Origin of the sequence: Kribbella sp. NBC_00359, from assembly GCF_036097425.1 — a bacterium.
Classification (GTDB): Bacteria; Actinomycetota; Actinomycetes; order Propionibacteriales; family Kribbellaceae; genus Kribbella.
Genome location: NZ_CP107975.1, coordinates 7,770,113 through 7,795,049 on the forward strand (window position 1 = coordinate 7,770,113; position 24,937 = coordinate 7,795,049).

General features: G+C 69.8%; 20 protein-coding genes and 1 riboswitch. Of the genes, 11 read left to right on the forward strand and 9 right to left on the reverse strand.

All coding sequences use genetic code 11. The annotated features are described in order from the left end of the window. Nucleotides 1-154 precede the first annotated feature (154 nt). On the forward strand, nt 155-3,094 hold the full coding sequence (locus OG876_RS37790; protein ID WP_328521516.1) for a helix-turn-helix transcriptional regulator: 2,940 nt from the start codon (nt 155-157) through the stop codon (nt 3,092-3,094). On the opposite strand, the gene OG876_RS37795 is transcribed toward OG876_RS37790, so the two are convergent. The 3 genes from OG876_RS37795 to OG876_RS37805 all read right to left on the reverse strand — a co-directional run bounded on the left by OG876_RS37795 (nt 3,088) and on the right by OG876_RS37805 (nt 5,376). Further along, nucleotides 3,088-3,360 carry a hypothetical protein gene (locus tag OG876_RS37795; protein ID WP_328521517.1) on the reverse strand — a complete coding sequence of 91 codons (273 nt, stop codon included), beginning with the start codon at nt 3,358-3,360 and terminating at the stop codon, nt 3,088-3,090. The two genes, OG876_RS37790 and OG876_RS37795, sit on opposite strands and share 7 nt — an antisense overlap. Before the next feature lie 100 nt (nt 3,361-3,460). Then, a complete protein-coding gene (locus OG876_RS37800; protein ID WP_328521518.1) occupies nt 3,461-4,321 on the reverse strand; it encodes an LLM class flavin-dependent oxidoreductase in 861 nt (286 codons plus the stop codon). A 35-nt stretch (nt 4,322-4,356) separates the two neighbouring features. Next, a complete protein-coding gene (locus OG876_RS37805) occupies nt 4,357-5,376 on the reverse strand; it encodes an aldo/keto reductase (protein ID WP_328521519.1) in 1,020 nt (339 codons plus the stop codon). A gap of 100 nt (nt 5,377-5,476) precedes the next feature. Here OG876_RS37805 and OG876_RS37810 point away from each other — a divergent pair, with 100 nt between their 5' ends. Both OG876_RS37810 and OG876_RS37815 read left to right on the forward strand, forming a co-directional pair. Further along, complete coding sequence (locus OG876_RS37810; protein WP_328521520.1) at nt 5,477-6,097, forward strand: TetR/AcrR family transcriptional regulator; 621 nt, start codon at nt 5,477-5,479, stop codon at nt 6,095-6,097. A 98-nt stretch (nt 6,098-6,195) separates the two neighbouring features. Next, a complete protein-coding gene (locus OG876_RS37815) occupies nt 6,196-9,135 on the forward strand; it encodes a helix-turn-helix transcriptional regulator (protein WP_328521521.1) in 2,940 nt (979 codons plus the stop codon). Between the two features lie 26 nt (nt 9,136-9,161). On the opposite strand, the gene surE is transcribed toward OG876_RS37815, so the two are convergent. After that, the gene (gene surE, locus OG876_RS37820; protein WP_328521522.1) at nt 9,162-9,926 is read right to left on the reverse strand and encodes a 5'/3'-nucleotidase SurE; all 765 of its coding nucleotides are present in this window, start codon (nt 9,924-9,926) and stop codon (nt 9,162-9,164) included. Nucleotides 9,927-9,938: 12 nt separating this feature from the next. Beyond that, nucleotides 9,939-13,649, reverse strand: a complete 3,711-nt coding sequence (gene cobN / locus OG876_RS37825; RefSeq protein ID WP_328521523.1) for a cobaltochelatase subunit CobN — start codon at nt 13,647-13,649, stop codon at nt 9,939-9,941. 36 nt (nt 13,650-13,685) lie between these two features. Next, nucleotides 13,686-13,802, reverse strand: a riboswitch (cobalamin riboswitch). A 163-nt stretch (nt 13,803-13,965) separates the two neighbouring features. Between cobN and OG876_RS37830 the strand changes: the two genes are divergently transcribed. After that, nucleotides 13,966-14,520 carry a hypothetical protein gene (locus OG876_RS37830; RefSeq protein ID WP_328521524.1) on the forward strand — a complete coding sequence of 185 codons (555 nt, stop codon included), beginning with the start codon at nt 13,966-13,968 and terminating at the stop codon, nt 14,518-14,520. Between the two features lie 44 nt (nt 14,521-14,564). Continuing rightward, the gene (locus OG876_RS37835) at nt 14,565-15,038 is read left to right on the forward strand and encodes a vanadium-dependent haloperoxidase (RefSeq protein WP_328521525.1); all 474 of its coding nucleotides are present in this window, start codon (nt 14,565-14,567) and stop codon (nt 15,036-15,038) included. Nucleotides 15,039-15,073: 35 nt separating this feature from the next. Here OG876_RS37835 and OG876_RS37840 read toward each other — a convergent pair whose 3' ends face one another. The 3 genes from OG876_RS37840 to OG876_RS37850 are packed head-to-tail and all read right to left on the reverse strand — an operon-like array spanning nt 15,074 to nt 17,642. Further along, nucleotides 15,074-16,051 carry a DUF3500 domain-containing protein gene (locus OG876_RS37840; RefSeq protein ID WP_328521526.1) on the reverse strand — a complete coding sequence of 326 codons (978 nt, stop codon included), beginning with the start codon at nt 16,049-16,051 and terminating at the stop codon, nt 15,074-15,076. Continuing rightward, entirely contained in the window at nt 16,042-16,722 is a 681-nt protein-coding gene (locus OG876_RS37845) for a histidine phosphatase family protein (RefSeq protein ID WP_328521527.1), read from the reverse strand. Before OG876_RS37845 ends, OG876_RS37840 begins: the two co-directional genes overlap by 10 nt. Then, nucleotides 16,713-17,642 (reverse strand): cobalamin biosynthesis protein, encoded by a 930-nt coding sequence (locus OG876_RS37850; protein WP_328521528.1) that lies wholly within the window; start codon nt 17,640-17,642, stop codon nt 16,713-16,715. The genes OG876_RS37845 and OG876_RS37850 overlap by 10 nt, the downstream gene beginning before the upstream one ends. A gap of 42 nt (nt 17,643-17,684) precedes the next feature. On the opposite strand from OG876_RS37850, the gene OG876_RS37855 reads away from it, so the two are divergent. The 6 genes from OG876_RS37855 (at nt 17,685) to OG876_RS37880 (ending at nt 22,798) form a co-directional block, all read left to right on the forward strand. Continuing rightward, the gene (locus tag OG876_RS37855) at nt 17,685-18,488 is read left to right on the forward strand and encodes a serine hydrolase (protein ID WP_328521529.1); all 804 of its coding nucleotides are present in this window, start codon (nt 17,685-17,687) and stop codon (nt 18,486-18,488) included. After that, the gene (locus tag OG876_RS37860; RefSeq protein ID WP_328521530.1) at nt 18,485-19,549 is read left to right on the forward strand and encodes a mandelate racemase/muconate lactonizing enzyme family protein; all 1,065 of its coding nucleotides are present in this window, start codon (nt 18,485-18,487) and stop codon (nt 19,547-19,549) included. The genes OG876_RS37855 and OG876_RS37860 overlap by 4 nt, the downstream gene beginning before the upstream one ends. Then, entirely contained in the window at nt 19,546-20,412 is an 867-nt protein-coding gene (locus OG876_RS37865) for a C40 family peptidase (protein ID WP_328521531.1), read from the forward strand. Before OG876_RS37860 ends, OG876_RS37865 begins: the two co-directional genes overlap by 4 nt. Before the next feature lie 22 nt (nt 20,413-20,434). Further along, entirely contained in the window at nt 20,435-21,718 is a 1,284-nt protein-coding gene (locus tag OG876_RS37870) for an ADP-ribosylglycohydrolase family protein (protein ID WP_328521532.1), read from the forward strand. A 29-nt stretch (nt 21,719-21,747) separates the two neighbouring features. Beyond that, nucleotides 21,748-22,521: a class I SAM-dependent methyltransferase gene (locus OG876_RS37875; protein ID WP_328521533.1), complete on the forward strand. Its 774-nt coding sequence runs from the start codon at nt 21,748-21,750 to the stop codon at nt 22,519-22,521. Nucleotides 22,522-22,591: 70 nt separating this feature from the next. After that, nucleotides 22,592-22,798 (forward strand): hypothetical protein, encoded by a 207-nt coding sequence (locus OG876_RS37880; RefSeq protein WP_328521534.1) that lies wholly within the window; start codon nt 22,592-22,594, stop codon nt 22,796-22,798. Nucleotides 22,799-22,889: 91 nt separating this feature from the next. Here OG876_RS37880 and OG876_RS37885 read toward each other — a convergent pair whose 3' ends face one another. Beyond that, the gene (locus tag OG876_RS37885; protein WP_328521535.1) at nt 22,890-24,800 is read right to left on the reverse strand and encodes a lytic transglycosylase domain-containing protein; all 1,911 of its coding nucleotides are present in this window, start codon (nt 24,798-24,800) and stop codon (nt 22,890-22,892) included. Nucleotides 24,801-24,937 lie beyond the last annotated feature (137 nt).

A 24,937-nucleotide genomic window follows, 5' to 3' on the forward strand; every position in this document is an offset into this window, starting at 1 on the left:
CCGGCAACCATCACGGTCACGTGGCAACCCCCACGTCGACACCACCGTCCCGAAGTGCATCAGGCCCGGCGGCTCGCGCTCAGTGACCGCGGTGTGGGTCTCGGTCGGCTCTGGGCCTCCCGTCAGCCCGCCTGAGGGTGTTGACTGAGGACGTATGGGGGGTCTGCGGCCCGATCATCGCTTCGCCGGACGCGCAGCCGAACAACGGTTCCTCGGCGACGTGCTGCTCGACGCCGTGGCCGGCGTACCGCACGCGATCGTCATCCATGGCGAAGCCGGCATCGGCAAGACCCGCCTTGCCCGTGAGGTCTGCAGCGATTCGCAGCTGAACGTGCTCTGGGGATCGAGCGTGCACTTCGGTGGCGCGTCGGTCCCGTTCGCCCCGATCGCCGGCGCCTTGCAGGACTGGCTGAGCCGCGCGGATGCCGACGAGAGGGCCGAAACTCTCGCCGGGACCGATGAGCTGAGTGCCTTGCTGCCCTCGCTCGGCGTCAGTGGCGGCGTCGACGCCACGAGGCTTCCGATGCTCGTCGACCTCGTACTCAACCGGATCGCGGTACGACGGCCGACAGTGGTGGTCGTCGACGACCTGCAATGGGCCGACGTCGCCTCCCTGGACGCGATGGCCTACCTGATCGCCGGATTCCGCTCCCAGCCGTTGGTACTGCTGGCCACGTGCAGGACCGAGGAACGCGGCGAGGGGCATCCCCTCCATTCCTGGCTTGCCGACATGCGCCGGATGCCCTTCTTCGGCGAGCTCCGGTTGGATCCGCTGGACCTGGACGGCACCAGCAGCGAGATCGAAGGACTGCTCGGCCAGGCGCCGGACGTCGAACTCGCCGCCGAGGTCCTGGCCAGATCGGACGGCAACCCCTACCTCGTCGAACTGATGGTCAGCGGTCTGTCCGGCGCTGAGCGCACTCTTCCGGCCACCGTTCCCGCTGCGCTCCGCGAAGCCCTGCTCGCCGCCTGGCACAGCCTGTCGGACCAGGCCCGCTTGGTCACCAGAATCCTCGCCGTCGGCGGCCGACCAACCTCATCGGCCGTCCTGACCGAGGTCGCCGCCGCCCACGGACTCGACGCGAGCTCGATCACCCCCTGTCTCGCGGAAGCTCACGACCGCGGTGTCGTGGAAACCGCACCCGACGGCACCTCCTGGTTCCGGCACCCGCTCTTGGCCGACGTCTTGTACGACGGCCTGTCACCAGACCAAGCCGCGGAGCTCCATACCGACTACATCCGCGTACTCGAATCACGTCCCACCGAGATTGAGGCTGCCGACCTCGCGATCCACAACGAAAGAGCCGGAAACCTCGACGCCACCTACCACTGGTCCCTCGTGGCAGCCGATCACGCAGAAGGCCTGCGAGCCCCAACAGAGGAGGCGATCCAACTCCGCCGCGCGTGCGCTCTCTGGGAAACGGTGTCACCGACCATCCGCGGCGGGCGCGACGAGAGAATCGGCCTGTTACGGCGAACGAGCGCAGTCTGCGAGCGGGCAGGCTGGCCCGAGGTTTCAGTCACGCTCCTCACGGAGGCGCTGAGTTTGGTGAACAGGAAGCAGCAGCCGTTGCTGGCCAGCAATCTGCTGGTCTTGAGGGCCAACTGCCGCTGGCAATCGACATCGCCGGCGATGGCCGACCTGGACGAGTTCCTCGAAGCGATCGAGCTGACGACGGACTTCCCCGAAAGTGCGGAACGCGCCGTCGCGTTCGCCGAGCTAGCTGAGACCGAGGGCATGCATGGCCTGCCGAACGCCGAGATGCATGCGGACGAAGGCGTCCGGATCGGCCGCACATCAGGCTCGGTTCAGGCTCTTGGCCGGGCGGTCTGCGCACGCGCGTCGGTGTTGGGGGATTACGCGCCGCTGGCCTCGCTCGCCGAGGCTGACCTGTCACTGCAGATGGCGACGGCCTGCGGAGATACCAACACCGCCAACGACGCCGCCATCATCCGTTTCAATGCCCTGCACGAGCTCGGCCGGTGGGCCGAAGCAGCCGAGCTCACCCGCGCGGCTTACTTCAGCACCCTCGCCGACGGCGCCGGCTCCTGGGCATACTTCCTCGCGGGCATAGCCGCGCTCGAGTTGATCGACCTCGACCGCTGGGACGAGTGCCGGGCATTGCTGCGGTCCGCGCTCGCCGGACGATCCGCCGGGATCCCTGGAGCAGCTGTCAGGCTGGCTGCGAGCAGGCTGAGTGTGAGGTCAGGGAGGACCGAAGAAGCACGACAGCACTTCGATCGGGTACTGGAGTTGATCTCCGACAACTTCAACCCGCTCCGCCCGACCGTGACCTTCATCGGTATCGAACTGATGCTCGCCGAAGGCGCGGCTGCGGAAGCCGTGACCTGGGCACGCCCACGGCTGACGGCTCTGGATCAGCCTCCCGATCCCTGGGACGATGAGGTGCTTCCGCTCTACGCCTGGGCCGCAGCCGAGGCGGCTCGCGTTGCCCGGGATCGCGGTGATCCCGCCGGAGTGGCCGCGGCGGTGGAGGCGCTGGACGGTGTCATCGACGACTGGCCGCGGGAGCCGTTCGTCGACGCCATGGGAGGGGTGGACGTCCAGGCGATGAATCAGGCGCTCTGGGCGGCCGAGATCAGCCGCTGCCGGGATACTCCGGATCAGCCCGAGCGTTGGCGCCGGGCCGTGGAGACCTGCGGTGCCGCGGGGTGTCGTTGGTACCAGGCGATCGCCCAGTGGCGGTGCGCCGAGGCAGAGCTGGCCACTGGCTGGACGTCGCCGGAGGCACGCGACATGCTGCGCCAAGCACACCGAAGCGCGGTCGAACTCGGCGCCGGGCCTCTACAGACCGAGGTCGAGGCGCTGGCCCGGAGGGCGAGGATCGATCTTCACGAGCCGGTCCCGGTCGTGCCGGTGGCCGATGACCCCGTCCTGGCAGGTCTCACTGACCGGGAGCGGGAGGTACTGGCTTTCCTTGTGGCCGGGCGGTCGAACGGTGAGATCGCTAAGGAGCTCTTCATCAGTGACAAGACGGTCAGCGTCCATGTCTCGAACATCCTTCGGAAGACCGGCACCACGAGCCGGGTGGCAGCCGCCGCTCTGGCTGAGCGACGGCTGCCGGATCAGTGAACGCTGATCGGATGGCGACGCCGGTAGGCCCAAAAGGCTGCCACGGCGATGCCTGCGCCGCCGAGGGCGCCTGCGCCTGTTTGCAGAACCTCAGTGACGGTGTCGTCGACGCTGACCCTGGGGCCTGGCGTGGTGATGACTATGAAGCCTTCGCCGTGGGCGCCTGGCTCCGGGTCGACGTTGGTGGCCGAGGCTTGCGATGCGCCGGCAATCACGGCACCGCAGGTCAGGACGGGCACGGCCACGAGGGTGTAGATGTGCTTCATAACTCCTCCTCACGGCGTGGATCGCCGTCTGCATCCACCGTGCGCTGAGCGCTGCGACCGCCACATCAGGCGCCCTCCCTTAGATCTGCGCCGCACCCCCTTATGTGGGCGGATGGTGGCGCGTCGAGGTGGCGATGAGCTTGTCGGCGACCCACTGCGCGACGTCGGCCGGATAGGGAGCCGACAGGCCGAGAACGATGTGCCCGAACCCGGCGTCGAGCGCTTCGCCGATCTCCTTCTGGGTTGCGCTGGGCTCGTCGTAGGAGACCTGCAGGTGGATCGAGCGGGTGATCGGGGCGGGGTCGCGGCCGATCGCGGCGCAGTAGCGGTCCAGCAGTGCGCTGCGGCGTACGGCGTCGTCGATGTCGCCCCCGGGGATGTTCCACAGGTCGGCGTGCTCGGCGACCACGCGGAGTACGGCGGACGAGCGTCCGCCGATGAGGATCGGCGGGTGCGGGCGCTGAACGGGCTTCGGGTTGCCGAACGCTCCGGTCAGGCGGACGTAGCTGCCCTCGAAGTCGAACGGCTCAGCCTCGGTCCACAACCGCCGGATGACTGTCAACGCTTCGGCGAGATTCCCCACCGAGTGTGCGAAGTCGTCGTACGGCAGGCCGTGCGCTTCGTATTCGCGCCGGGCCAACGGGTGACTCGGTCGTGAACCCGCGCCGATCCCGAAGTCGAGCCGCCCGCCGGAGACGATGTCGACGGTCGCCGCGATCTTGGCCAGCATCGCCGGCGGCCGGAAGCGGTTGCTGGTCACAAGCAGGCCGAGGCGCAGCCGTTCGGTCTGTGCGGCAAGCGCCGACAGCAGCGTCCAGCCTTCGTACGTCGGTCCGCCCGGGTCACCGCCGATCGGCATCAGGTGATCGAACAACCACGCATGCTCGATCGCCGGGACAGCGTCCGCCTCGCGCCACACCCGCAGTACGTCGTGATAGTCGACCTGCATTGGCGCGGTCATGATCCCGAAACTGGGTTGCGACATAGCTTGTCCTCTCACCGGCGCCGCAGCGACGGCTCGAGCAGCGCCGGTGGCGTGTCGAACTTCTCGTGCGCGGCAAGGTCGATGCCGGGGGCAACGATGGCGTCGATCGCGTCGAGGACATCGGGGCTGAGGACGGTGTCGGCAGCGGCGAGCTGCGAGTGCAGGTGATCCAAGGTCCGTGGGCCGATGAGGGCGCTGGTGACGGCCGGGTGGGCGGTGACGAAGCCGAGAGCCAACTGGATCAGCGTCAGGCCCGCCTCATCGGCCACCTTCGCCAACTGCTCGACCGCGTCGAGCCTGGCCTGGTTGTACGGAAGCGTGGTGTCGAAGCGTTCCGGCGCGAAGACGGAGCGGCTGGTGCTGATCTCCTGGCCCGCGCGGACCGCGCCCGACAGCCAGCCCGACGCCAGCGGACTCCACGCCAGCACCCCGAGACCGTACTCCTCGGTCACGGGCAGGACGTGGGCCTCGATTCCGCGCTGCAGCATCGAGTAGCTGGGCTGCTCGGTGACGTAGCGGCTGAGGTGGTGCTCGCGGGCAGCCCACTGGGCTTGCACGATCCGGTACGCCGGGAACGTCGAGGAGCCGAACGAGCGGATCTTCCCAGCGCGTTGCAGGTCGGTCAGTGCCGACAGCGTCTCCTCGTCGCTGGTGCTCGGGTCCCACCGGTGGATCTGGTACAGGTCGACGTAATCGACGCCCAGCCGGCGCAGGCTGTCGTCGAGCGCGGTGACCAGCCAGCGACGCGAGCTGCCCTGGTGGTTGCGCTCGTCACCCATCGGCATGGTCGCCTTGGTGGCCAGCACGAGGTCGTCACGGCGGCCGGCGATCGCCTTGCCGACCAGCTCCTCGGACTCGCCCTGCCCGTACATGTCGGCGGTGTCGATCAGGTTGATGCCGGCCTCGAGAGCGGCGTCGACGATCGCGGTGGCCTCGTCCTGGCTGGTACGGCCGATCGCGCCGAAGTTCATCGCGCCGAGCGCGAGGGTGCTGACCTGTACGCCGGTGCGGCCCAAGGTGCGGTACTGCATAACGGTGCTCCTCCTGGCATGATGAGCGGATACGGAACGATGTTCCGTTACCCAACATACGGAACGACGTTCCGCTTAGCAAGGTGGAGGCAGCGAGAGCATGGCCGACGACGGATCAGCGCAGCCTGCCGCGCGGAAGCGGGCCGGCAGCGGATCGGAGCAGCCTGCTCAGCGGAAGCGGGCCGACGCCCGGCGGAACGAGAAGACACTGCTGGACGCCGCCGCAGCGGCCTTCGTCGACTCCGGCGTCGATGCGCCCGTCCGCGACATCGCCGGCCGAGCCCGCGTCGGCGTGGCCACGATCTACCGCCACTTCCCGACCCGGGCCGACCTCATCATCGCCGTCTACCGTCACCAGGTCGAGGCGTGCGCCGAGGCGGGCCCGGCGCTGCTGGCAGAGAGCAGCTCACCGCACGCGGCCCTGGCAAGTTGGATCGACCTCTTCGTCGACTTCCTCGTCACCAAGCACGGTCTCGCCGAGGCCCTGCAGTCCGACGACGCCGCCTTCCAGACCTTGCACACCTACTTCCTCGACCGCCTGGTTCCCGTGTGCGCCCAACTCCTCGAGGCCGCGGCTGCGGCGGGCGAGGTCCGCTCCGATGTGCACGCCTACGAACTGATGCGAGGCGTCGGCAACCTCTGCATCGGCGCCGAGAACAACGTCCGGTACGACGCCCGCCGCATGGTCGACCTCCTCATCGCCGGACTGCGGCTCACCTAGGAGCGTTCCAGAGATACGTGTCCACCATCGGGGTCGAACGCTTGATCAGTTGGCCGAAGGGTCCCGCCAAGGGGCCGCAGGGTGTTCACTGAGGACGTATGGGGGGTCTGCGGCCCGATCGTCGCTTCGCCGGACGCGCTGCCGAACAACAGTTCCTCGGCGATGCGCTGCTCGACGCCGTGGCCGGCGTACCGCACGCGATCGTCATCCACGGCGAAGCCGGCATCGGCAAGACCCGCCTGACCCGCGAAGTCTGCAGAGCCTCAGAGTTGAACGTCCTCTGGGGATCCTGCGTACACTTCGGCGGCGCGTCGGTCCCCTTCGCCCCGATCGCCGGCGCCTTACAAGACTGGCTCAGCCGGGCGGATGCCGACGAAAGAACCGAAACCCTCGCCGGCACCGAGGGCCTGAGCGCCTTGCTCCCTTCCCTTGGCACCAGCGCGGGCGTCGACGCCGCGAGACTGCCGGTGCTCGTCGACCTCGTGCTCAACCGGATCGCGGCACGACGGCCGACAGTGGTAGTCGTCGACGACCTGCAATGGGCCGACGTCGCCTCGCTCGACGCGATGGCCTACCTGACCGCCGGATTCCGCTCACAGCCATTGGTGCTCCTCGCCACCTGCAGGACGGAAGAACGCGGCGAGGGACATCCCCTCCACTCCTGGCTTGCCGACATGCGCCGGATGCCCTTCTTCGGCGAGCTCCGGCTGGACCCACTGGACCTGGACGCCACCAGCAGCCAAATCGAAGGACTGCTCGGCCAGACGCCCGACATCGAACTCACCACCGAAGTCCTCGACAGATCGGACGGCAACCCCTACCTCATCGAACTCCTGGTCAGCGGCCTGTCCGGCACCGAGAACACCCTCCCCACGACGGTTCCCGCCGCGCTCCGCGAAGCCCTGCTCGCCACCTGGCACAGCCTGTCCGACCACGCCCGCCTGATCACCAGAATCCTCGCCGTCGGCGGCCGCCCGACCTCATCGGCCGTCCTGACCGAGGTCGCCGCCGGCCACGGACTCGATGCGAGCCTCATCGCCCCTTGTCTGGCGGAGGCCCAGGACCGCGGCGTGGTGGAAACCGCACCCGACGGCACCTCCTGGTTCCGGCACCCACTGCTCGCCGAGGTCCTGTACGACGGCCTGTCGCCGGACCACGCGGTCGAACTGCATGCCGACTACATCCGCGTACTCGAATCGCGGCCGACCGAGGTTGAGGCTGCCGACCTGGCGATCCACAACGAGCGAGCCGGAAACCTCGACGCCACCTACCGCTGGTCCCTCGTAGCAGCCGATCACGCGGCGGGTCTGAGGGCGCCAACGGAAGAGGCGATCCAACTCCGCCGCGCGTGCGCTCTCTGGGAAACGGTGTCACCGGCCATCCGCGGCGGCCGCGACGAGAGAATCGCCCTGTTGCGACGATCAAGCGCAGTCTGCCTCAGGGCAGGCATGCTGGACGAGGCGACGACATTCCTCACAGAGGCGTTGAATCTCGTGGACGGGCAGCAGGAGCCCCTGCTCGCCTGCGATCTGCTCGTCACGAGGTGTGAAGCCCGGTGGCAATCGACATCGCCCGGTTTGGCGGACCTGGAGGAGTTGCAAGAAGCAATCGAGCTGACCACGGACACCCCCGAGGCCGCTGAGCGTGCAGTCGCGTTCGCCATGCTGGCCGAGCGGGAGAGGATTCATAGCCTGCCGAACGACTCGGTGCACGCGGAGGAAGCCGTCCGGATCGGGCGCAGGTCAGGCTCGATGCAAGCGCTCGCACGAGCTCTCTGCGGCCGCGCGGCCGTGTCGGACTACTCCGCGCCGCTGGCTTCGCTCGCCGACGCCGAGTTGTCGGAGAAGTTGGCGACGGCTTGCGGAGATGTCGACACCGCCACTGATGCCGCCATCTGGCGGTTCAATGCCCTCCACACGCTCGGCAGGCTCACTGATGCAGCCGAATCCACCCGCGCGGCGTACTTCAACGCGGTCGCGGACGGCGCCGGGACGTGGGCGTACTTCCTCGCCGGCCAGGCCGCTACAGAGCTGATCAGCGTCGGCCGCTGGGACGAAAGCCGAGCGTTGCTGCGGTCTGCGTTAGCGGGACGATCCGCCGGAATCCCTGGAGCATGCGTCCGGCTGGCTGCCAGCCTGCTGGCCGTGAGGTCAGGCCGGACCGAAGAAGCACGGCAGCATTTCGATCGGGCGTTGGAGTTGATCTCCGAAGACTTCAACGGGCTCCGTCGAGCCATGACCGGCGCCGGCATCGAGCTGATGATCGCGGAAGGGATGGCTGCGGACGCTGTGACCTGGGCACGCCCACGCCTGGCAGCTCAGGATCAGCCTCCCGATCCCCGGGACGATGAGGTACTTCCGATCTATGCCCAGGCGGCGGCCGAGGCATCGCGCTCCGCTCGGGACAGCGGTGATCTTGCCGGCGTGGCCGCGGCGGTGGAGGCGCTGGACGGCGTCATCGCTGAATGGTGGCGGGATCCTCTCGTCGACACCACGGGTGGGCTGGACTTCCAGGCGATGAATCAATCGCTCCTGGCCGCTGAGATCGGCCGCTGCCGGGATACTCCGGACCAGCCCGAGCGTTGGCGCCGGGTCGTCGAGACCTGCGGTATCACAGGAAGTCGCTGGTATCAGGCAGTCGCCCAGTGGCGGTTCGCCGAGGCAGAGCTGGCCGCTGACCGGACCTCGCCGGATGCACGCGACCTGCTGCGCCAAGCTCACCGATGCGCGGTCGAGCTCGGTGCCGTACCTTTGCGGGTCGAGGTCGAAGCGTTGGCCCGCCGGTCGCGGATCGATCTCCACGAGCCGGTCCCGATCGCGACGACCGCCGACGGTTCACTGCTGGCACAACTGACCGATCGCGAGCGGGAGGTGCTGGCGTTTCTGGTGGCTGGGCGGTCGAACGGGGAGATCGCCAAAGAGCTGTTCATCAGTGACAAGACGGTCAGTGTGCATGTCTCGAACATTCTTCGGAAGACGGGTACGACGAGCCGGGTGGCAGCCGCCGCCCTGGCTGAGCGACGGCTACCGGATCACTGAGCGCCAACCGGATGCGACGAGGAGGTTCAGGACAGGCGTTTGGCGAGGGCGGTGGCGGCCGCGTCGTCCTTGACCTCTCGGATGCCGACGATCGGGGTGACCGTGACGAAGCCGGCGGCGAGCAGGGCCTCGTCCGAGTCGGCGACCGGGTTCGGCAGGGGCGGTTCGAGCGCGATCATCGGCTCGCCGGTCGGGGCCGTGGTGCCGATGACGCGGGAGCGTTTGATCGGCGCCAGTGAAGCGTGGCGGACGCCCGCGAGTTGGTCGAGGGGGCGGTCGGGGACGTTGATGGTGAGGACCGTGCCGGAGGGTTCGGAGAGGATCCAGGCGAGGGCTTCGGCGGCCACGGTGGCCGCGGTCGGCCAGTGGCCGGGATCCTCGGAGTCGATGCTGATGGCAACAGCCGACAATCCCTGCCCGGCCGCGGTGAGCGCCGCGGCGACGGTGCCGGAGTGGAGGATCGGTACGCCGATGTTGTGGCCGCGGTTGATCCCCGACAGGACCACATCCGGTGCTCGGCCGAACGCACCGACGGACGCCAGCGTCACTGCAAGTGCCGGCGTACCGTCGATTCCGTTGAAGGTGACGCCGGATTCCTCGTCGGAAGCGGTGCGGATCGGGCGGCCGACCATCCCGGCGCGGGCCGAGCCGACCCCGCTCTCGTCGAGCAGCGGTGCGACCACGAGTACGTCGTACCCGAGCTCGGCGATCGCCGGGGCGAGCGCCCGGATCCCCGGAGCCTGGTACCCGTCATCGTTGGTGATCAGGACTCTCAGCTGCTCGGACGCCATACCTCTACCCAATCAGCCGCGGTCTTCGATGTCACCTTCCGTCTCAAGGACTGCGCTGCGCAACGTCTCCAGCGCCTCAGGAGTCGGAGCCGACCACAGACCGCGCTGCGCCGCCTCGAGCAGCCGCTCCGCGATCCCGTGCCGCGCCCACGGGTTCGACTTCCGGAAGAACTCGGCCATCTCGGGATCGGCGACGTACTCGGTCGTCAGCGTCTCGTACATCCAGTCGTCCACCACGCCCGCGGTCGCGTCGTACCCGAACAGGTAGTCCACTGTCGCGGCCATCTCGAAAGCGCCCTTGTACCCGTGCCGTCGCATCGCCGCCATCCACCGCGGGTTCACCACCCGGGCTCGGAAGACCCGCTTCGTCTCCTCCTCCAGCGTCCGCGTCCGAACCTGCGCCGGTACGGCGGAATCCCCCACGTAGGCCTTCGGATTGGATCCGGTCAGGTGGCGGACCATCGCGATCATGCCGCCGTGGTACTGGAAGTAGTCGTCGGAGTCCATGATGTCGTGCTCACGAGTGTCGGCGTTCTTCGCCGCCACCTGGATCCGGGCGTACGCGCGTTCCATCGAGCCGCGCGCCTCGGCACCGTCGAGGTCCTTGCCGTACGCGTACCCGCCCCAGACCGCGTACACCTCGGCCAGCTCGGCGTCGGTGCGCCAGTTCCGCGCGTCCACGAGCGGCAGCAGACCGGCGCCGTACGAGCCGGGCTTGGAGCCGAAGACCCGCGCGGTGGCGGAGCGTACGTCGTTGCCCGCAGCAACATCGGCGTCGACGTGCGCGCGCAGGTAGTTGCCGGCCGCATCCTCATCCAGGGCGGCGACCGTCCGCACGGCCTCGTCGAGCAGGGCGACCACGTGCGGGAACGCGTCCCGGAAGAAGCCGGAGATCCGGATCGTCACGTCGATCCGCGGCCGGCCGAGCTCCTCCGGACCGACCACCTCGAAGCCGGTGACGCGCCGCGACGCCTCGTCCCAGACCGGGCGGCAGCCGAGCAGCCACAACACCTCGGCGAGATCGTCGCCCTGGGTGCGCATGGCCGACGTACCCCAGATCGTCAGGCCGACCGATCGCGGCCACTCCCCTGTCTCGGCCTGGTGCCGGGCGAGGAGTGAGTCGGCCAGCGCGACGCCGACGTCCCACGCGTTGCGGCTCGGGATCGCCTTCGGGTCGACGGCGTAGAAGTTGCGGCCGGTCGGCAGCACGTTGACCAGACCACGCGTCGGCGAGCCCGACGGCCCGGCCTCGACGAACCGACCGTCCAACGCGCGAAGGACGTTGGTCAGCTCGTCACCGGTCCGCGCCAGCCGCGGCACGACCTCCTCGGCCGCGAAGGTCAGTGACGACTCGACCTGGGCCGACGACCGCCCGAGCACCTCGGTCACGACGACCGGAACCTTCGCGGCGTCCCAGCTCAGGGTCTCCATCCCGATCACAAGCTTCCGAGCCACCGCCTCCAGCAGGTCGACGCCGTCGGCTCCACTCACGGCGGGCAGGTCTGCCAGCGTCGCGAGGTCGACCAACTCCGGAACGGCCCGACCGGGGTCGGCGAGCATGGCGGCCTCGTCCACGCCGAACGTCTCCCCCAGCGCTGTCCGCAGACCGGGGATCGAGTACGAACCACCCCACAGCTGACGAGCCCGCAGTACGGCGAGCACCAGGTTGACCCGCGCCTCGCCGGCCGGGGCACCGCCGAGGATGTGCAGCCCGTCGCGGATCTGCACGTCCTTGATCTCGCACAGATACCCGTCGAGATGCAGGACGAACTCGTCGAACTCCGCGTCGTCCGGCTTCTCGTCCGTGTGCAGATCATGGTGCAGCTGCGCCGCCTGGATCAGCGTCCAGATCTGCGCCCGCAGGGTCGGGACCTTCTCCGGATCCAGCGCGGACACGGTCGCGTACTCGTCGAGCAAGTACTCCAGCTTCGCCATGTCTCCGTACGTCTCGGCCCGGGCCATCGGCGGCACCAGGTGGTCGACGACGGTCGCGTGCGCGCGCCGCTTGGCCTGCGTCCCCTCGCCGGGGTCGTTGACGATGAACGGGTAGACCATCGGCAGATTCCCCAGGACGGCGTCCGGCGCACAGTCGGCCGCCATCCCGATCCCCTTGCCCGGCAGCCATTCGAGCGTCCCGTGCTTGCCCAGGTGGACGACGGCGTGCGCGCCGAAGCCGCCCTCCTCGGCCGGGGCCTCGAGCCAGCGGTACGCCGCCAGGTAGTGATGCGACGGCGCCATGTCCGGGTCGTGGTAGATCGCCACCGGGTTCTCGCCGAAGCCACGCGGCGGCTGGATCATCAGTACGACGTTGCCGAAACGCAACGCGGCCAGGGCGATCGCGGGCTCGTCGCCGGAGGTGTCGACGTACAGCTGGCCCGGCGCCTCGCCCCATGCTTCGATCATTGCCGCACGCAACGATTCCGGCACTCGCCCGAACCACTGCTCGTAGACGCTGAGCGGGACCTTCGCGACGGCGTTCGCCAACTGCTCGTCGGTCAGCCAGTCGACGTCGTGACCACCTGCGGCGATGAGCCGATGGATCAGCCCGTCGGCGCCGTCCGGCCCCTGGAGCTCACTGAGATCGAGGTCGCCGAGGTCGTACCCGGCGTCCTGGAGTTGACCGAGCAGGACCACGGCCGAGGCTGGTGTGTCGAGACCGACCGCGTTCCCGATCCGTGCGTGCTTGGTCGGGTACGACGACAACACGAGAGCGAGCCGCTTGTCGTGCGCCGGCACGTGGCGGAGGCGGGCGTGCGCGACCGCGATCCCGGCCAGCCGGGCGCACCGCTCCGGGTCCGGCGCGTACCGGGCCAGCCCGTCGGCGTCGTACGACTTGAAGGAGAACGGGATCGTGATCAGTCGCCCGTCGAACTCCGGGATCGCGACCTGCGTGGCGGCGTCGAGCGGGCTGATCGCGGCGTCACTGGCCAGCCACTGCTCACGGGTCGACGTCAGCGCGAGGCCCTGGATCAGCGGGATGTCGAGCGAGGCGAGCGCCCCGGCATCCCAGGAGTCGTCGGAGCCGCCGGCGCTCGCGTTGGCCGCGACGGATCCGCCGGCGGCGAGCAGGGTCGTCACCAGGACGTCGCACTTGCGCAGCAGGTCGAACAGTCCGGCATTCTCGGACGACGTCGGATCCAGTCCGCGCAGGGTCCCGCAGTACACGGGCAACGGCTGCGCACCCGCCGCTTCGACGGCGGCGGCCAGCGTGTCGACGAACGCGGTGTTCCCGGAGATCTCGTGCGCGCGGTAGTAGACGATCCCGACCACCGGCCGGTCGTCCTCGACGTACGTCCCGCGGACGCCGTACGCCGGGAGTGCGCGCGGCGGCTCGAATTCGTCGCCGGTCAGGAGCAGTGTGTCGCGCAGGAAGCCGGCCAGGTTGCCCAGGTTCTCGGACCCGCCCTCGCGGAGGTACGCGAGCGCCTCGGTCACCGCGCCCGCGGGCACGGTCGACAGCGACATCAGCTCGGCGTCAGGTGCGGCCTCACCGCTGACCACCACAGCCGGCTTGCCGGACGCAATGACCGCGTCGAGACCTTCCTCCCAGGCCCGGCGCCCGCCGAGCAGACGGACCACGACGACCTCGGCGGCGGCGAGCAACGGCGCCAGGCCGTCGAGGTCGAGCCGGGCCGGGTTCGCGACCGTCCAGCCGGCGTCCGCCTCGGCGGCGGCGAGCAGGTCGGTGTCGGCGGTGGAGAGCAGCAGCAGGTTCGCGGGCACGCGTAACCGGTCCTTCCTCGGGGTGTCCACGCCCCGACCGGAGGTACGACGGCGGCAGTTCCTGACTTCCCCTCGGCGCGAGGGGCTCACAGTGGCGGGACCGTCCCGGACTCACACCGGGTTCCTGCACTTGCCGTCGATTGACGTGCCGACTGTAGCCGACCAGCGCGGCGGCTTGCCGGGCACAGCTCATTGACCTGAGCGGGCTACAGGAGTAGGCCGGAATACCAAACGCGCTTGTACTGTGGACGCCCCCTCTGGCGTCGCACGACAACGTCTCTTCAGGACAAGCCAGGGGAGTCTGTACTACGGCTTCGTGTCGCTGGCCGTGTACGACGCGGTGGTGGCCATCGAGGGCCGCTACGAGCCGTACCTGAAGCAACCGAAGATCCGCGGCAAGGCCTCCTCCGAGGCGGCGGCCGCGACTGCGGCGTACGACGTGCTGCGGTACTACTTCCCCGCCTCGGCCGCGAACCTCGCCACCGACTACGCCGCGTCGCTCGGCACCATCCCCGACGGTCGCGCCAAGGCCCGCGGAACCGAGGTCGGCCGGCACGCGGCTGAGACGCTGATCCAAGCTCGGGCCAACGACGGCAGAGACGCGAACATCAAGCTGACGGTGACGCCCGCCCCGGGAGTCTGGCGTCCGACACCTGATGCCTTCGCGCCGATGCTGGCCCCGTGGCTCGGCTTCGTCGTACCGCTGGCACTCCGATCGCCGACGCAGTTCCGGCTGAGCGGCCCGTACCCGATCACCTCGAAGGCCTATGCCCGGGACTTCGCCGAGGTGAAGGCCAAGGGTGCACTGGTCGGATCCACCCGGACCGCGTTCAGACCGAGACCGCGCTGTTCTGGAGCGCCAACGCCGTAGTGCAGTACGAGACGGCGCTCCGCGAGCAGGTCATCGCACGGAGGATGAACATCACCGACAGTGCCCGGGCGTTCGCCCTGCTCAGCACGAGCATCGCCGATGCGCTGATCGCGTGCTGGCGGTCCAAGTATGACTACGCCTACTGGCGACCGATCACCGCGATCCGGCTCGCGGACACCGACGGGAACCCGGCCACCAAGCCCGACGCCACCTGGATGTCGCTGGTCCAGACGCCGCCCTATCCGGACTACGTCAGTGGGCACGCATCCGGCACCGGCGCAGCAACCGGAACGTTCAGCTACCTGTTCGGCGCCCGGTCCATCGATCTGGACATCTCATCGTCGGTGACCATGACGACCCGGCACTACGACAGCGCCGCGGCCCTCGATGCCGAGACCATGAACGCCAGGATCTGGCTCGGCATCCACTTCCGGAAGGCCATGACCGACGCCAACCGCCTCGGCCACCGCACCGCCTCGTGGACGATCACCCACGAGTTCAGGCCGCTCCACCACTGAGTGTCGACTCGGACTGTTCCTCGCCGCGCGCTGCGTCAGCGATGCATCGCGTAGTGGGCGGCGAGGAGATCGGTGGCCCAGTCGTTGCGGAGGTCCCGCCAGACGGAGTGGATGTGGTTGGCGTTGTCCTGGGTGTTGTCGTACTCGGCGAGGAAGGTGGGGCCGGCGATCGAGTAGTAGTGGCGGTGGCCGACGCCGGGCTCGGTCTCGCCGGCCCACGCGAAGGTGAGGCGTTCGATGCCTTGGTCGGTGATGTCCTGCCAAGTCTGCAGCCCGATCGGTCCGGCGGCGCGGCCGACGTACTGACCGATGAGGAGGCTCAGGAGCTGGCGTTGCTCCGGTGTCATGTCGCCGTACGCGAGCCCGCGGTGCAGCAGGGACGCGTCGGCGACCGGGTCGTGCCGGGTCAGGATGTCGTCCGGCGCCGCGTCGGAGACCAGGGCGACGGCGAGCTGGGCGGGCTCGAGTGCGTGCAGGAGCTGGAAACCGAGGTCCTGCTCCGCGACCAGGAACCGTCGCCCGGCGTGCGGGCCTGTCAGGACCTCTGCCGGGTTCGAGCCGAAGAACTGTGGGGTGAACGAGATGGCGCCGTCGACGAGCGTGACGTGCAGCGCGAGATGGTGACCGTTCAGCCGCCAGGCCCACGGCTCGGTCCCGGCCGGGTCGCCGAGCACGCGAAGGTAGTAGCGATCGCCCACCGTCGAACCGGCCCAGCCGCCGCGCTCGGCGATCTCCATCGGATCGGCGAGGCCGCGGACGATGATCTCGGCCGCCATCACCCCGCGGAAATCGGCCAGGCCGCGCTCGCTGTAGACGAGTCCGAGCAGGCGCACCACCAAGGCCTCCTGCGCCGCGGACAGCTCGTGCAGCGGCAGGCCCGGAACGGCACCGGGCAGATACGTCCACTGCTGGTGATCAGGCGTGTCGAAGGGAGCCCTGATCTTGTCGAGCTGGGCGGGCGTGAGGCTCGCCAGCAGCTCGAGAACCGCTTCCTGGGTCTGTTCTACAACCATGCCGATCGCTCCCGTTCCGTCGGTTCGTAGTGCGTCCACTGTTCGAACGGCCGGTCCAGCTTGTACCGGAAATCCGGCTGCCGCAGCAGGACGCGTGTTTCGGCGTTGCCCGGGTTACGCAGCGTCTCGAAGAACCGCACCGACCAGTGGAACCAGCGCATGCAGAACAAGCGCATGGTCAGCCCGTGCGACACCAGCAGCACGTTGCGCGGCGCGTTCGGGTTCTCGAAATCGCGGTGCATCGTCTCCAGGAACGACGACACCCGGTCGTACACGTCCGAGCCCGACTCGCCGTCCGTGAACCGGTAGAAGAAGTGCCCGTACCGGTCTCGCAGCTCCTTCTGCTGCTCGATGTCCGCGGTGTCCTGGTAGTTGGCCCAGTCCTGCTCCCGCAGCCGCGGCTCCTCGCAGCCGAACCCGATCAGATCGTCCAGACCGAGCGAGTCCAGCGTCTGCTGGGCCCGCAGGTACGGCGAGACATACACGCGGACCGGCTCGTCCTCGAACAGCTCCCGCAGCTCCCTGCCCGCCTTGGCCGCCTGCTCGTGCCCGTGTGGCGTGAGCGGGATCGCGTGGTCGGGGACGCGCTCGAAGATCGTCTTGTCCAGGTTGGCCTCGGACTCGCCGTGCCGGATCAGTGCGATCCGCAGCGGCCGCCGACTCAGATCCATCGTCTCCCCCTCCGCCGTACTGCCAGCATTGCGGCCACCGCCACCGCTGCGACACCGACGCGCCGGGCAAGCGCGGCGGTACGGCGTACGTCGGCAACCGCCGGCGTGGGCCCGTCGCCCAGCGTGCCACGGTCCTCCTGATACGACCCGTAGCTGTTGGTCCCGCCGAGCGTCAGATCGAGGGCCCCGGCGAACGCAGCCTCGACCGGTCCGGCGTTCGGACTCGGATGCTTGGTCGCGTCCCGCCGCCACACGGCCACCGCTTGCCGCGGCCGCCCCGCCGCGAGTCCGGTGAGCAACGCGCACACCCGGGCGGGCAGCAGATTGAGTACGTCGTCCAGCCGCGCCGATGCCCAGCCGAAGTTGAGGTACTTCGCCGACTTGTAGCCGACCATCGCATCCAGCGTGTTGGCCGCGCGGTAACCGAGTAGCCCGGGTACGCCGAGCACACCGCCCCACAGCAGCGGCGCCACACAGGCATCGGAGGTGTTCTCGGCGATCGACTCCACGGTCGCGCGAGCGAGCTCGTCGGCTTCCAGGTCGGTCGCGTCGCGGGCGCAGAGATGGCTGAGGCGGTCTCGCGCGGCCGGGATGTCCTTCTCCTCGAGCAGCCCGGCCATCACCTCGGCCTCACGCTCCAGGCTGCGCGCACCGAGCACGGTCCACGTCGCGGCCGCGGTGACGATCGTGTGGACGATCGGACGATTCCGGGTGAGCCGTTCGGCGACGACTCCGGCGGCGGTCGCCGTACCGACGACGACTGTCGCGTACGCCGTACCCGTCACGCGCGAGTCGCCGTACCAGCGAGACTCGAGCCGGGCGGCGGCCTGGCCGAAGCCGGCGACCGGGTGGAAGCGCCGCGGGTCGCCGAGGACACGGTCGGCCGCGAACCCGAGGAGGATGCCGAGAGCCCTGGACACCCTCGGCAGTCTGCCAGGTGGGGTTGTGATTGGGTGATCCGCATGGGAATCGCGGAGCTGCTCCGGGAGGTCGGCGGGAGCGGGGAGTTCGGGGTCTGGCTCGGTCGGCTGGACGGCGTACCGGTGTTCGAGCACGCGGCGGAGCGGACGCATTACGCGGCCAGCACGATGAAGCTGCCGGTGGCGATGGCGATGCTGCGCAAGGTCGAGGCGGGTGAGCTGACGCTCGACGAGCCGGTGACGGTACACAACGACTTCGCGTCCGCGGCCGGCGGACGGTTCGGGGTGAACCCGGACGAGGACGAGGCGCCGGCGACCTGGACGAAGCTGGGTACGCCGGTGCCGCTCGGCTGGCTGGCGAGCGAGATGATCACCCGCTCCAGCAACCTGGCGACCGACCTCGTGCTCGAACAGGTCGGCGTCGACGCCGCCCACGCGGTGCTCGCGGAGTACGGTCCCGGGGACAGCGCGATCCGGCGCGGGATCGACGACGCCGCCGCCCAGCGGGCCGGGATCAGCAACCTGATGAGCCCGGCCGGACTCGCCGGCGTACTGGTTGCGGTAGGCAACCAGAAGGACGACTACCTGCGGGACCTCCTGGCCGGCAACCAGTGGAACGGCGAGATCCCGGCCCTGCTGCCGACCGGCACGCGGGTCGAGCACAAGAACGGCTGGGACACCCGGATCCGGCACGACGGCGGCATCGTCCGGCCCCCGGATGCGGACCCGTTCGTCCTGGTCGTGTGTACGACGTCCGACCTGCCGGACTCCGAGGCGCAGAAGCTCATCGCCGGGATCGCCCTCGAAGCCTGGAACCACCGGCACGACCTGGAGGCGATCCGGTGAAGATCACGACACACCTGGTGTCGGCGCCGCTGCACACGCCCTTCGTGACGGCCCTGCGAACGGCGACGCACGCTGACTCACTGCTCGTCGAGATCAGCGACGGTGAGCTGAGCGGTTGGGGTGAGTCGCCGCAGGTCTGGAAGGTGACCGGCGACTCGCTCGCCGGTGCGCAGGCTTGCGTCGAGGGCCCGATCTCCACCGCACTCGACGGTCTCGGCCCGGACGATCTCACCGAATCATTGCGGCGCGTGCAGAACGCCGCCGCCGGCAACTTCGGCGCCAAGATGGCCGTCGACGTCGCCCTGCACGACCTGGCCGCGCGCCGTCGTGGTCAGACGCTGCACGGGTTCCTCGGGTCGACGGTTGACGTCGTGCGCACCGACGTGACGCTGTCGGTGGGTGACGCCGATGCGCTGGCGGCCGCCGGACGAGACCGGGTCGCGGACGGTTTCGACGTACTCAAGGTCAAGGTCGGCACCGACGCCAAGGCCGACGTCGAGCGGGTCCGGCGGGTCCGCGAGGCGATCGGCCCGGGACCGACACTCCGGCTGGACGCCAACCAGGGCTGGTCGCGACGGGATGCCGTCACCGCGATCCGTGCACTGGAGGACGCGGGCTGCGCCATCGAGCTCGTCGAGCAGCCCGTCGTGGCGGCCGACCTCGACGGGATGGCGTGGGTGACCGATCGGGTCGGTACGCCGATCCTCGCCGACGAGTCGGTGTACGGCGTACGTGATCTGGTGGCCGTGATCCGGCAGGGCGCCGCGGACCTGGTCAACGTGAAGCTGGCCAAGTGTGGCGGGCTCGGTCCGGCGCGGACGCTGCTCGAGCTGGCGCGGGAACACGGTCTGGGCATGATCGTCGGCTCGATGATGGAGAGCCACGTCGGCGTCGGGGCAGCAGCCGCGCTGGTGTCGGCGTACCCGACGACGGCGGTCAACGACCTGGACGCGGCGTGGTGGCTTCGCGATGCTCCCGTGACCGGCGGCATTCGTTATGAAGGCTCGCTGATCCACCTGCCTTCGGCTCCTGGGCTCGGCGTGACAGGCTTGACCGTATGAAGCTAGTCGCCGCCAAAGTCCCGGTCAGTACCGTGTGGACTTCACCGGATGCGCCGCGTGACATCGACGCCCCGGCAACCGCTGCCCGGCCCGACGTGGCCGCCTGGGCCAAGTCGATGGACACCGAGACCCGCCTCGGCCTGCACGGCCGGACCCTGACCCAGCTGTTGTTCGCCGAGCCCGTGCTGGTCCGCTCCGAACGCGACGGCTGGTCCGAGATCGTCGCCCCGTGGCAGCCGTCCTCCCAGGACGAGCTGGGCTACCCGGGCTGGGTCCCGTCGAGCCACCTGGGTGAGTTGCCGGGCAGCGCCTCGGCTCCGGTCGCGATCGCCGTACCGACGGCATCGCTGACCGCCGAGCCCGGCGGTGCCGCGCTGACCGAGCTGTCGTTCGGGACCGTGCTGGCGTCGACCGAGCACGCGGACGGCTACACGCGGGTCGCCACCCCGGACGACGGATCAGGCTGGCTGGCGGACGACGTACTGCGGTCTGTCGAGGACCCATCGACTCCCGAGGACCGGCTCCGGCTGGGGTCGATGTTCCTCGGCCTCGAATACCTGTGGGGTGGTACGTCCGCGTACGGCCTGGACTGCTCGGGTCTGATCCACACGGTCGGGCGCGTCCTCGGCCTGCGGACGCCGCGGGACGCCCATGACCAGGCCGCCGCGCTGGAGAACATCCCCGTCGACGAGGCTCGGCCCGGCGATCTCTACTTCTTCGGCCGCCCCGGCCAGCAGGTCCATCACGTCGGCTTCGTCTCCGCCGAAGGCATGCTGCACGCCTCCGAAACCGGGAAGAGGCTCGAGAACGCACCCCTCACCGACGACCGCCGAGCCACCTTGGTCACCGCCGCACGCTTCTGACCGCCACATCGGAGGAGCTGTTGTGCACAACGCGTTGGATCCGCGCGACCTGGTTCCGGACGAGGCCGAGCAGTTGGTCAGCGCGGGCTATCCCGCCGCGGACCTGCTGGCGCGAGCCCGGCAGGCTGCCGCCGACGACGACCTGACCGCGCTCGCCACGGTGGAGACTGAGCTCACCGCCCTCGTGCGGCCCGCGGACTGGCCGTACGACGAACCGCCGGCAGCACCCGTGGAGTTGCCGCCAGCCCCGGTCGACGAGGACACGCTGGCGGACCGGATCAGCGGCGCGTGGCTCGGGCGCTGTATCGGCAACACCATGGGGAAACCGGTTGAGGGTCTGTCCCGGGCGGAGGTGCAGACCTATCTGAGAGCGGCCGATGCGTGGCCGTTGACCGGATTCGTGCCGTATCTGGAGACACCACCCGAGGGAATCCGGCCGCACCTGTCAGCCGGCGAGGCGTCGGACGGACGGTTCGACGCGATCCCGCGCGACGACGACATCGACTGGACCATGCTCGGGCTCCACCTGCTGGAGACGTACGGCCGCGGGCTGACGACCGACGACGTCGCCCGCGAGTGGCTGGACCGGATGCCGTTCACCCAGACCTACACGGCCGAGCGCGTCGCCTACCGCAACCTTGTGGCGGGGCTGCGGCCGCCGCTGACGGCCACGGTCCGCAATCCTTACCGGGAGTGGATCGGCGCCCTGATCCGTGTCGACACCTATGGCTACGCGAACCCAGGCGATCCCGCCGAGGCCGCCCGGCTCGCGCTGGTCGACGCGTCGTTGTCCCACACCGCCAACGGCGTGTACGGCGCACAGTGGGCCGCCGCCCTGGTCGCCCAAGCACTCGTCGCCGATTCGGCCGCGGAGGCGCTCCGCGTCGCCGTCGAGGTCGTCCCGCCGAACTCGCGGCTGGCCGTCAGCCAGCGTGCCGTCCTCGAGCTGCACACCGACGGCGCCACCGCTGAGGAGGCCCTCGACTGGGTCGACTCGGCCCTCGACTACAACTGGGTCCACACTCTCAACAATGCGGCGATCATCAGCACGGCCTTGCTCTGGGGCGACGGCGACTATCGCCGTACTCTCGGCCTGTCCGTCTCCGCCGGCCGGGACACCGACTCCAACGCCGCCACCGTAGGCAGCACCTTCGGCGCCCTCCACGGCGCGTCCGCCGTCCCCGCCGAGCTGGTAGCCCAAGGCAATCGCATTGTCCGCAGCGCCGTCCGAGGGTTCGACCGCATCACGATCGACGAACTGACCACCCGGACCCTCGCCGTACGCCAGGCGCTCTCGCCGAGCTGATCAGCACGCCTCGCGCCTACGCTGGCTGGATGGAGGGGAAGCGGGCCGAGGAGATCGCCTTGAACCGCGACCTGTGGGCGCTGGTCAACGAGCGCTTCACCGGTCCGGCGGCGGAGGGGCTGTGGTCCAGGCCCGAGCTGGTGTGGGGGTTGTACGAGATACCGGAGCGGCATCTTGGCGTCCTCGGGGAGGTCGACGGCCTCGATGTACTCGAGTTGGCCTGCGGTACGGCGTACTGCTCGGCATGGCTCACCAGGTCCGGCGCGAGCGTGGTGGCCGTGGATCTGTCGGCTGAACAGCTCCGGACGGCTCGCGCGCTGCAGCGCCGTACCGGACCCACCTTCCCGCTGGTGCAGGCGGACGCTGAGCACGTGCCGCTCGCGACCGCCTCCTTCGACCTCGTCGTCAGCGAACACGGTGCCGCCGCGTGGTGCGACCCGGAACGCTGGCTCGCCGAGGCTGCCCGAGTACTGCGGCCCGGTGGACGACTCGTGTTCCTCACCAACAGCCTGCTGTCCGCGCTCTGCGTACCCGCCGACGAGGGCGTCGCCACCGACAGCCTCCACCGTGGACAGCGCGCCGCGTACCACATCCGCTGGCCGGGCGGCGGCGCCGAGTTCCACCCCTCTCACGGCGACTGGATCCGCCTCCTGCGCCGCTTCGGCTTCAGCGTCGACGCCCTGCACGAGCTCTACGCCCCACCGGACGCACCCGACCACCCGTACTACGAGATCGTCAGCACCGCCTGGGCTTCGCAGTGGCCGGCCGAAGAACTCTGGGTGGCCCGGCGCGCCACACGGTGAGTCAGCCGCAACGGATGAGGCGCCGGCGGCTGATCCCGCCGAGAATCGACGCGACCGGGAGGGGACGAGTATGTGGTACGTGTTCATGTTCGCCGGGCTGGCGATCCTCTGTGTGGTCGTGGTCCTGATCCGCAACGCCCGCGTCAAGCGCGGAGAAGACACCGCATCACCGGGAAGCTCCACCCACACCCATACCCACACCGAGGAGGAGCGAGCCCACCGCGAACGCAAGCGCCGCCGCGCCCAGTCAAAGGCCGACCGCCGCAAGCGCCACTGACCAGCAGGTGCGGGCACTGCCGCCGGACCCCGCCCTTCGGCCCGGTGACGCGCTGGATCGTGCATCTCGGAAGCATGGCTGCTATGTCCGCTCAGCGCCCGGGTCCAGGTCCGGCGGACGGGCGCGGGGAGCTCGGGATCTTGCACGTGTGCTGCGGTGTGCACCGTTCCCGGTTCTTGTCGTCGCGAGCCGGGGACGGTTTCGCTGAATCGGCGGGGCAGGCCTTGGAGTGCTTGTCCGGTTGTGCGGTTTGGGGTTGGGGGCAGGCTGGTCGGGCCAGGGCTCGGCCGACTACTTGGCGCATCGCCGGGGCCCAGCCGACGGCGGCTGTGGTCGGCTTCCGCTCAGGGGTGGGTTCGGCGGACGGTGCCGGCGTGGGTGAACCGGACTCCGACGGCTCGGACGCCCTCGGCTCGGACGGCTTCGGCTCGGACGGCTCCGGCCTGGGCGATGGAGTCGGCTCGGGCTCGGACGCCTGCGGCTCGGACGGTTGGGGCTCGGTCACCCTCGGCTCGGACGGCTTCGGCGCGGACGGCCTCGGCTCGGACGGCTTCGGCGCGGACGGCCTCGGCGCGGTCGGCTGGGGGTCGGTGGTCCTCGGCTCAGACGGCTTCGGCTTGGGTGGTTGCGTCGGCTCGGACGGTTGGGGCTCGCTCACCGTGGGCTGCGACGGCTTCGGCTTGGTTGGTTGGGTCTGGGCCGGCTCGGACGGCTTCGGGTTGATGGCCGGGGCGGTCGTGGTCGGGGCCGGTTTGGGGGCGACGGGCTTGCTGGGCCGGGGGACGACCGGGTTCGGCGCAGGGGCCGTCGTCCGCGGGCGGGTCACCGCGCGAGGTGGCGCCACGGGTTCGGTCCGTTGGGTCGGAGCGGGCTTCGCGAGCACCGTGTCCCCCGGCGGCGCGTCGGTGGGCCCGGAGCCAACCGCAGGCGGTGCGTCCGGGGGCCAGGAGGGTAGCGCCGGCGGCGGGTTGGTCGGCCAGGAGCGGTCCGCAGGGGGCGCGTCGGTGGGCCAGGGGCGTAGTGCCGGCGGATTGTCGGTCGGCCAGCGGTGTAGTGCCGGGGGATTATTGGGCTCGTCGGGGAGGAGTTCGCCAGTCGACGGGAGGCCGATCACTCGGCCGGCCTGGTAGGTCTGGGCCAGGGCGAGCACTAGCCGGACGTAGGAGTCGGCGTTGTTGTAGCGCCGTACTGCCTGGGCTGCACGGGCGGGGTCGCGCAGGTTCGATGTGCCGGTGCAGAGATATTGGGCGGCGCCTTGGGCGGCGTCGAAGATGTTGTTCGGGTCGGCGAATCCGTCGCCGTTGGCGTCCGCGTTCACCGCGCGCCAGGTCGACGGGATGAACTGCATCGGCCCGACCGCGCGGTCGTACACGGTGTCGCCGTCGAGCGCGCCGCCGTCGGAGTCGCGGATCAGCGCGACGTTCGGCCGGCCGTCGAGCGGGATGCCGCGGATCCGCCGGGTCGCCGAGCCGTCGTCGCGCAACTGTGCACCACCAAACCGCCCGTGATTGGACTCCACCCGCCCGATCGCGGCGAGCAGCGTCCACGGCACCCCGCAGCCGGGGTCGCTGACGGCCAACCGTGCCTCGGCCTTCTTGTACGCCCGCACGGCGACGTCCGGGATCCCGCTCTCGCCGAGCGTCCTGATCACCGGCGCGCCCGAGAGCACCATCTGCACCGGTTTCGCGACCCGGCCAGGCCCGACGGGGACCGCGACGAGCTGCTCCGGCGTGACGAACTCGTCCAGCACCTCGTCATCGATGAACGGATCGGCCGCGGACGCCTGCGCAGCCCCGGCCGCGTCGTACCCGCCGGCGGCGGCGTACCCGCCGCTCGCCGGGCGGTCCGGGAGTTGCGCGGTCGCCAACGCGGCGAGGGTGACCACCGCGGCGATCGATCCCGCCACCTGCCAGTGATTCTGGACCGCCGGCCGGCCGCGGCGATGCCGTCCCCGGTCTCGTCCGGGTCGCTTGATGAGGTTGTGCAGTCCGGGCACTCGCATGATCCCGATCCCTCCGCCGATCCACCGTCGCAGTGCAGTCCCCGCCTTTCCGCAGGCGTTCGGGGCAGACCACGCCCCCGGATCGGTCCCGTCCGCAACGAGGTCGCTCGTACGACCACAACGAGGTCGCTGGTACG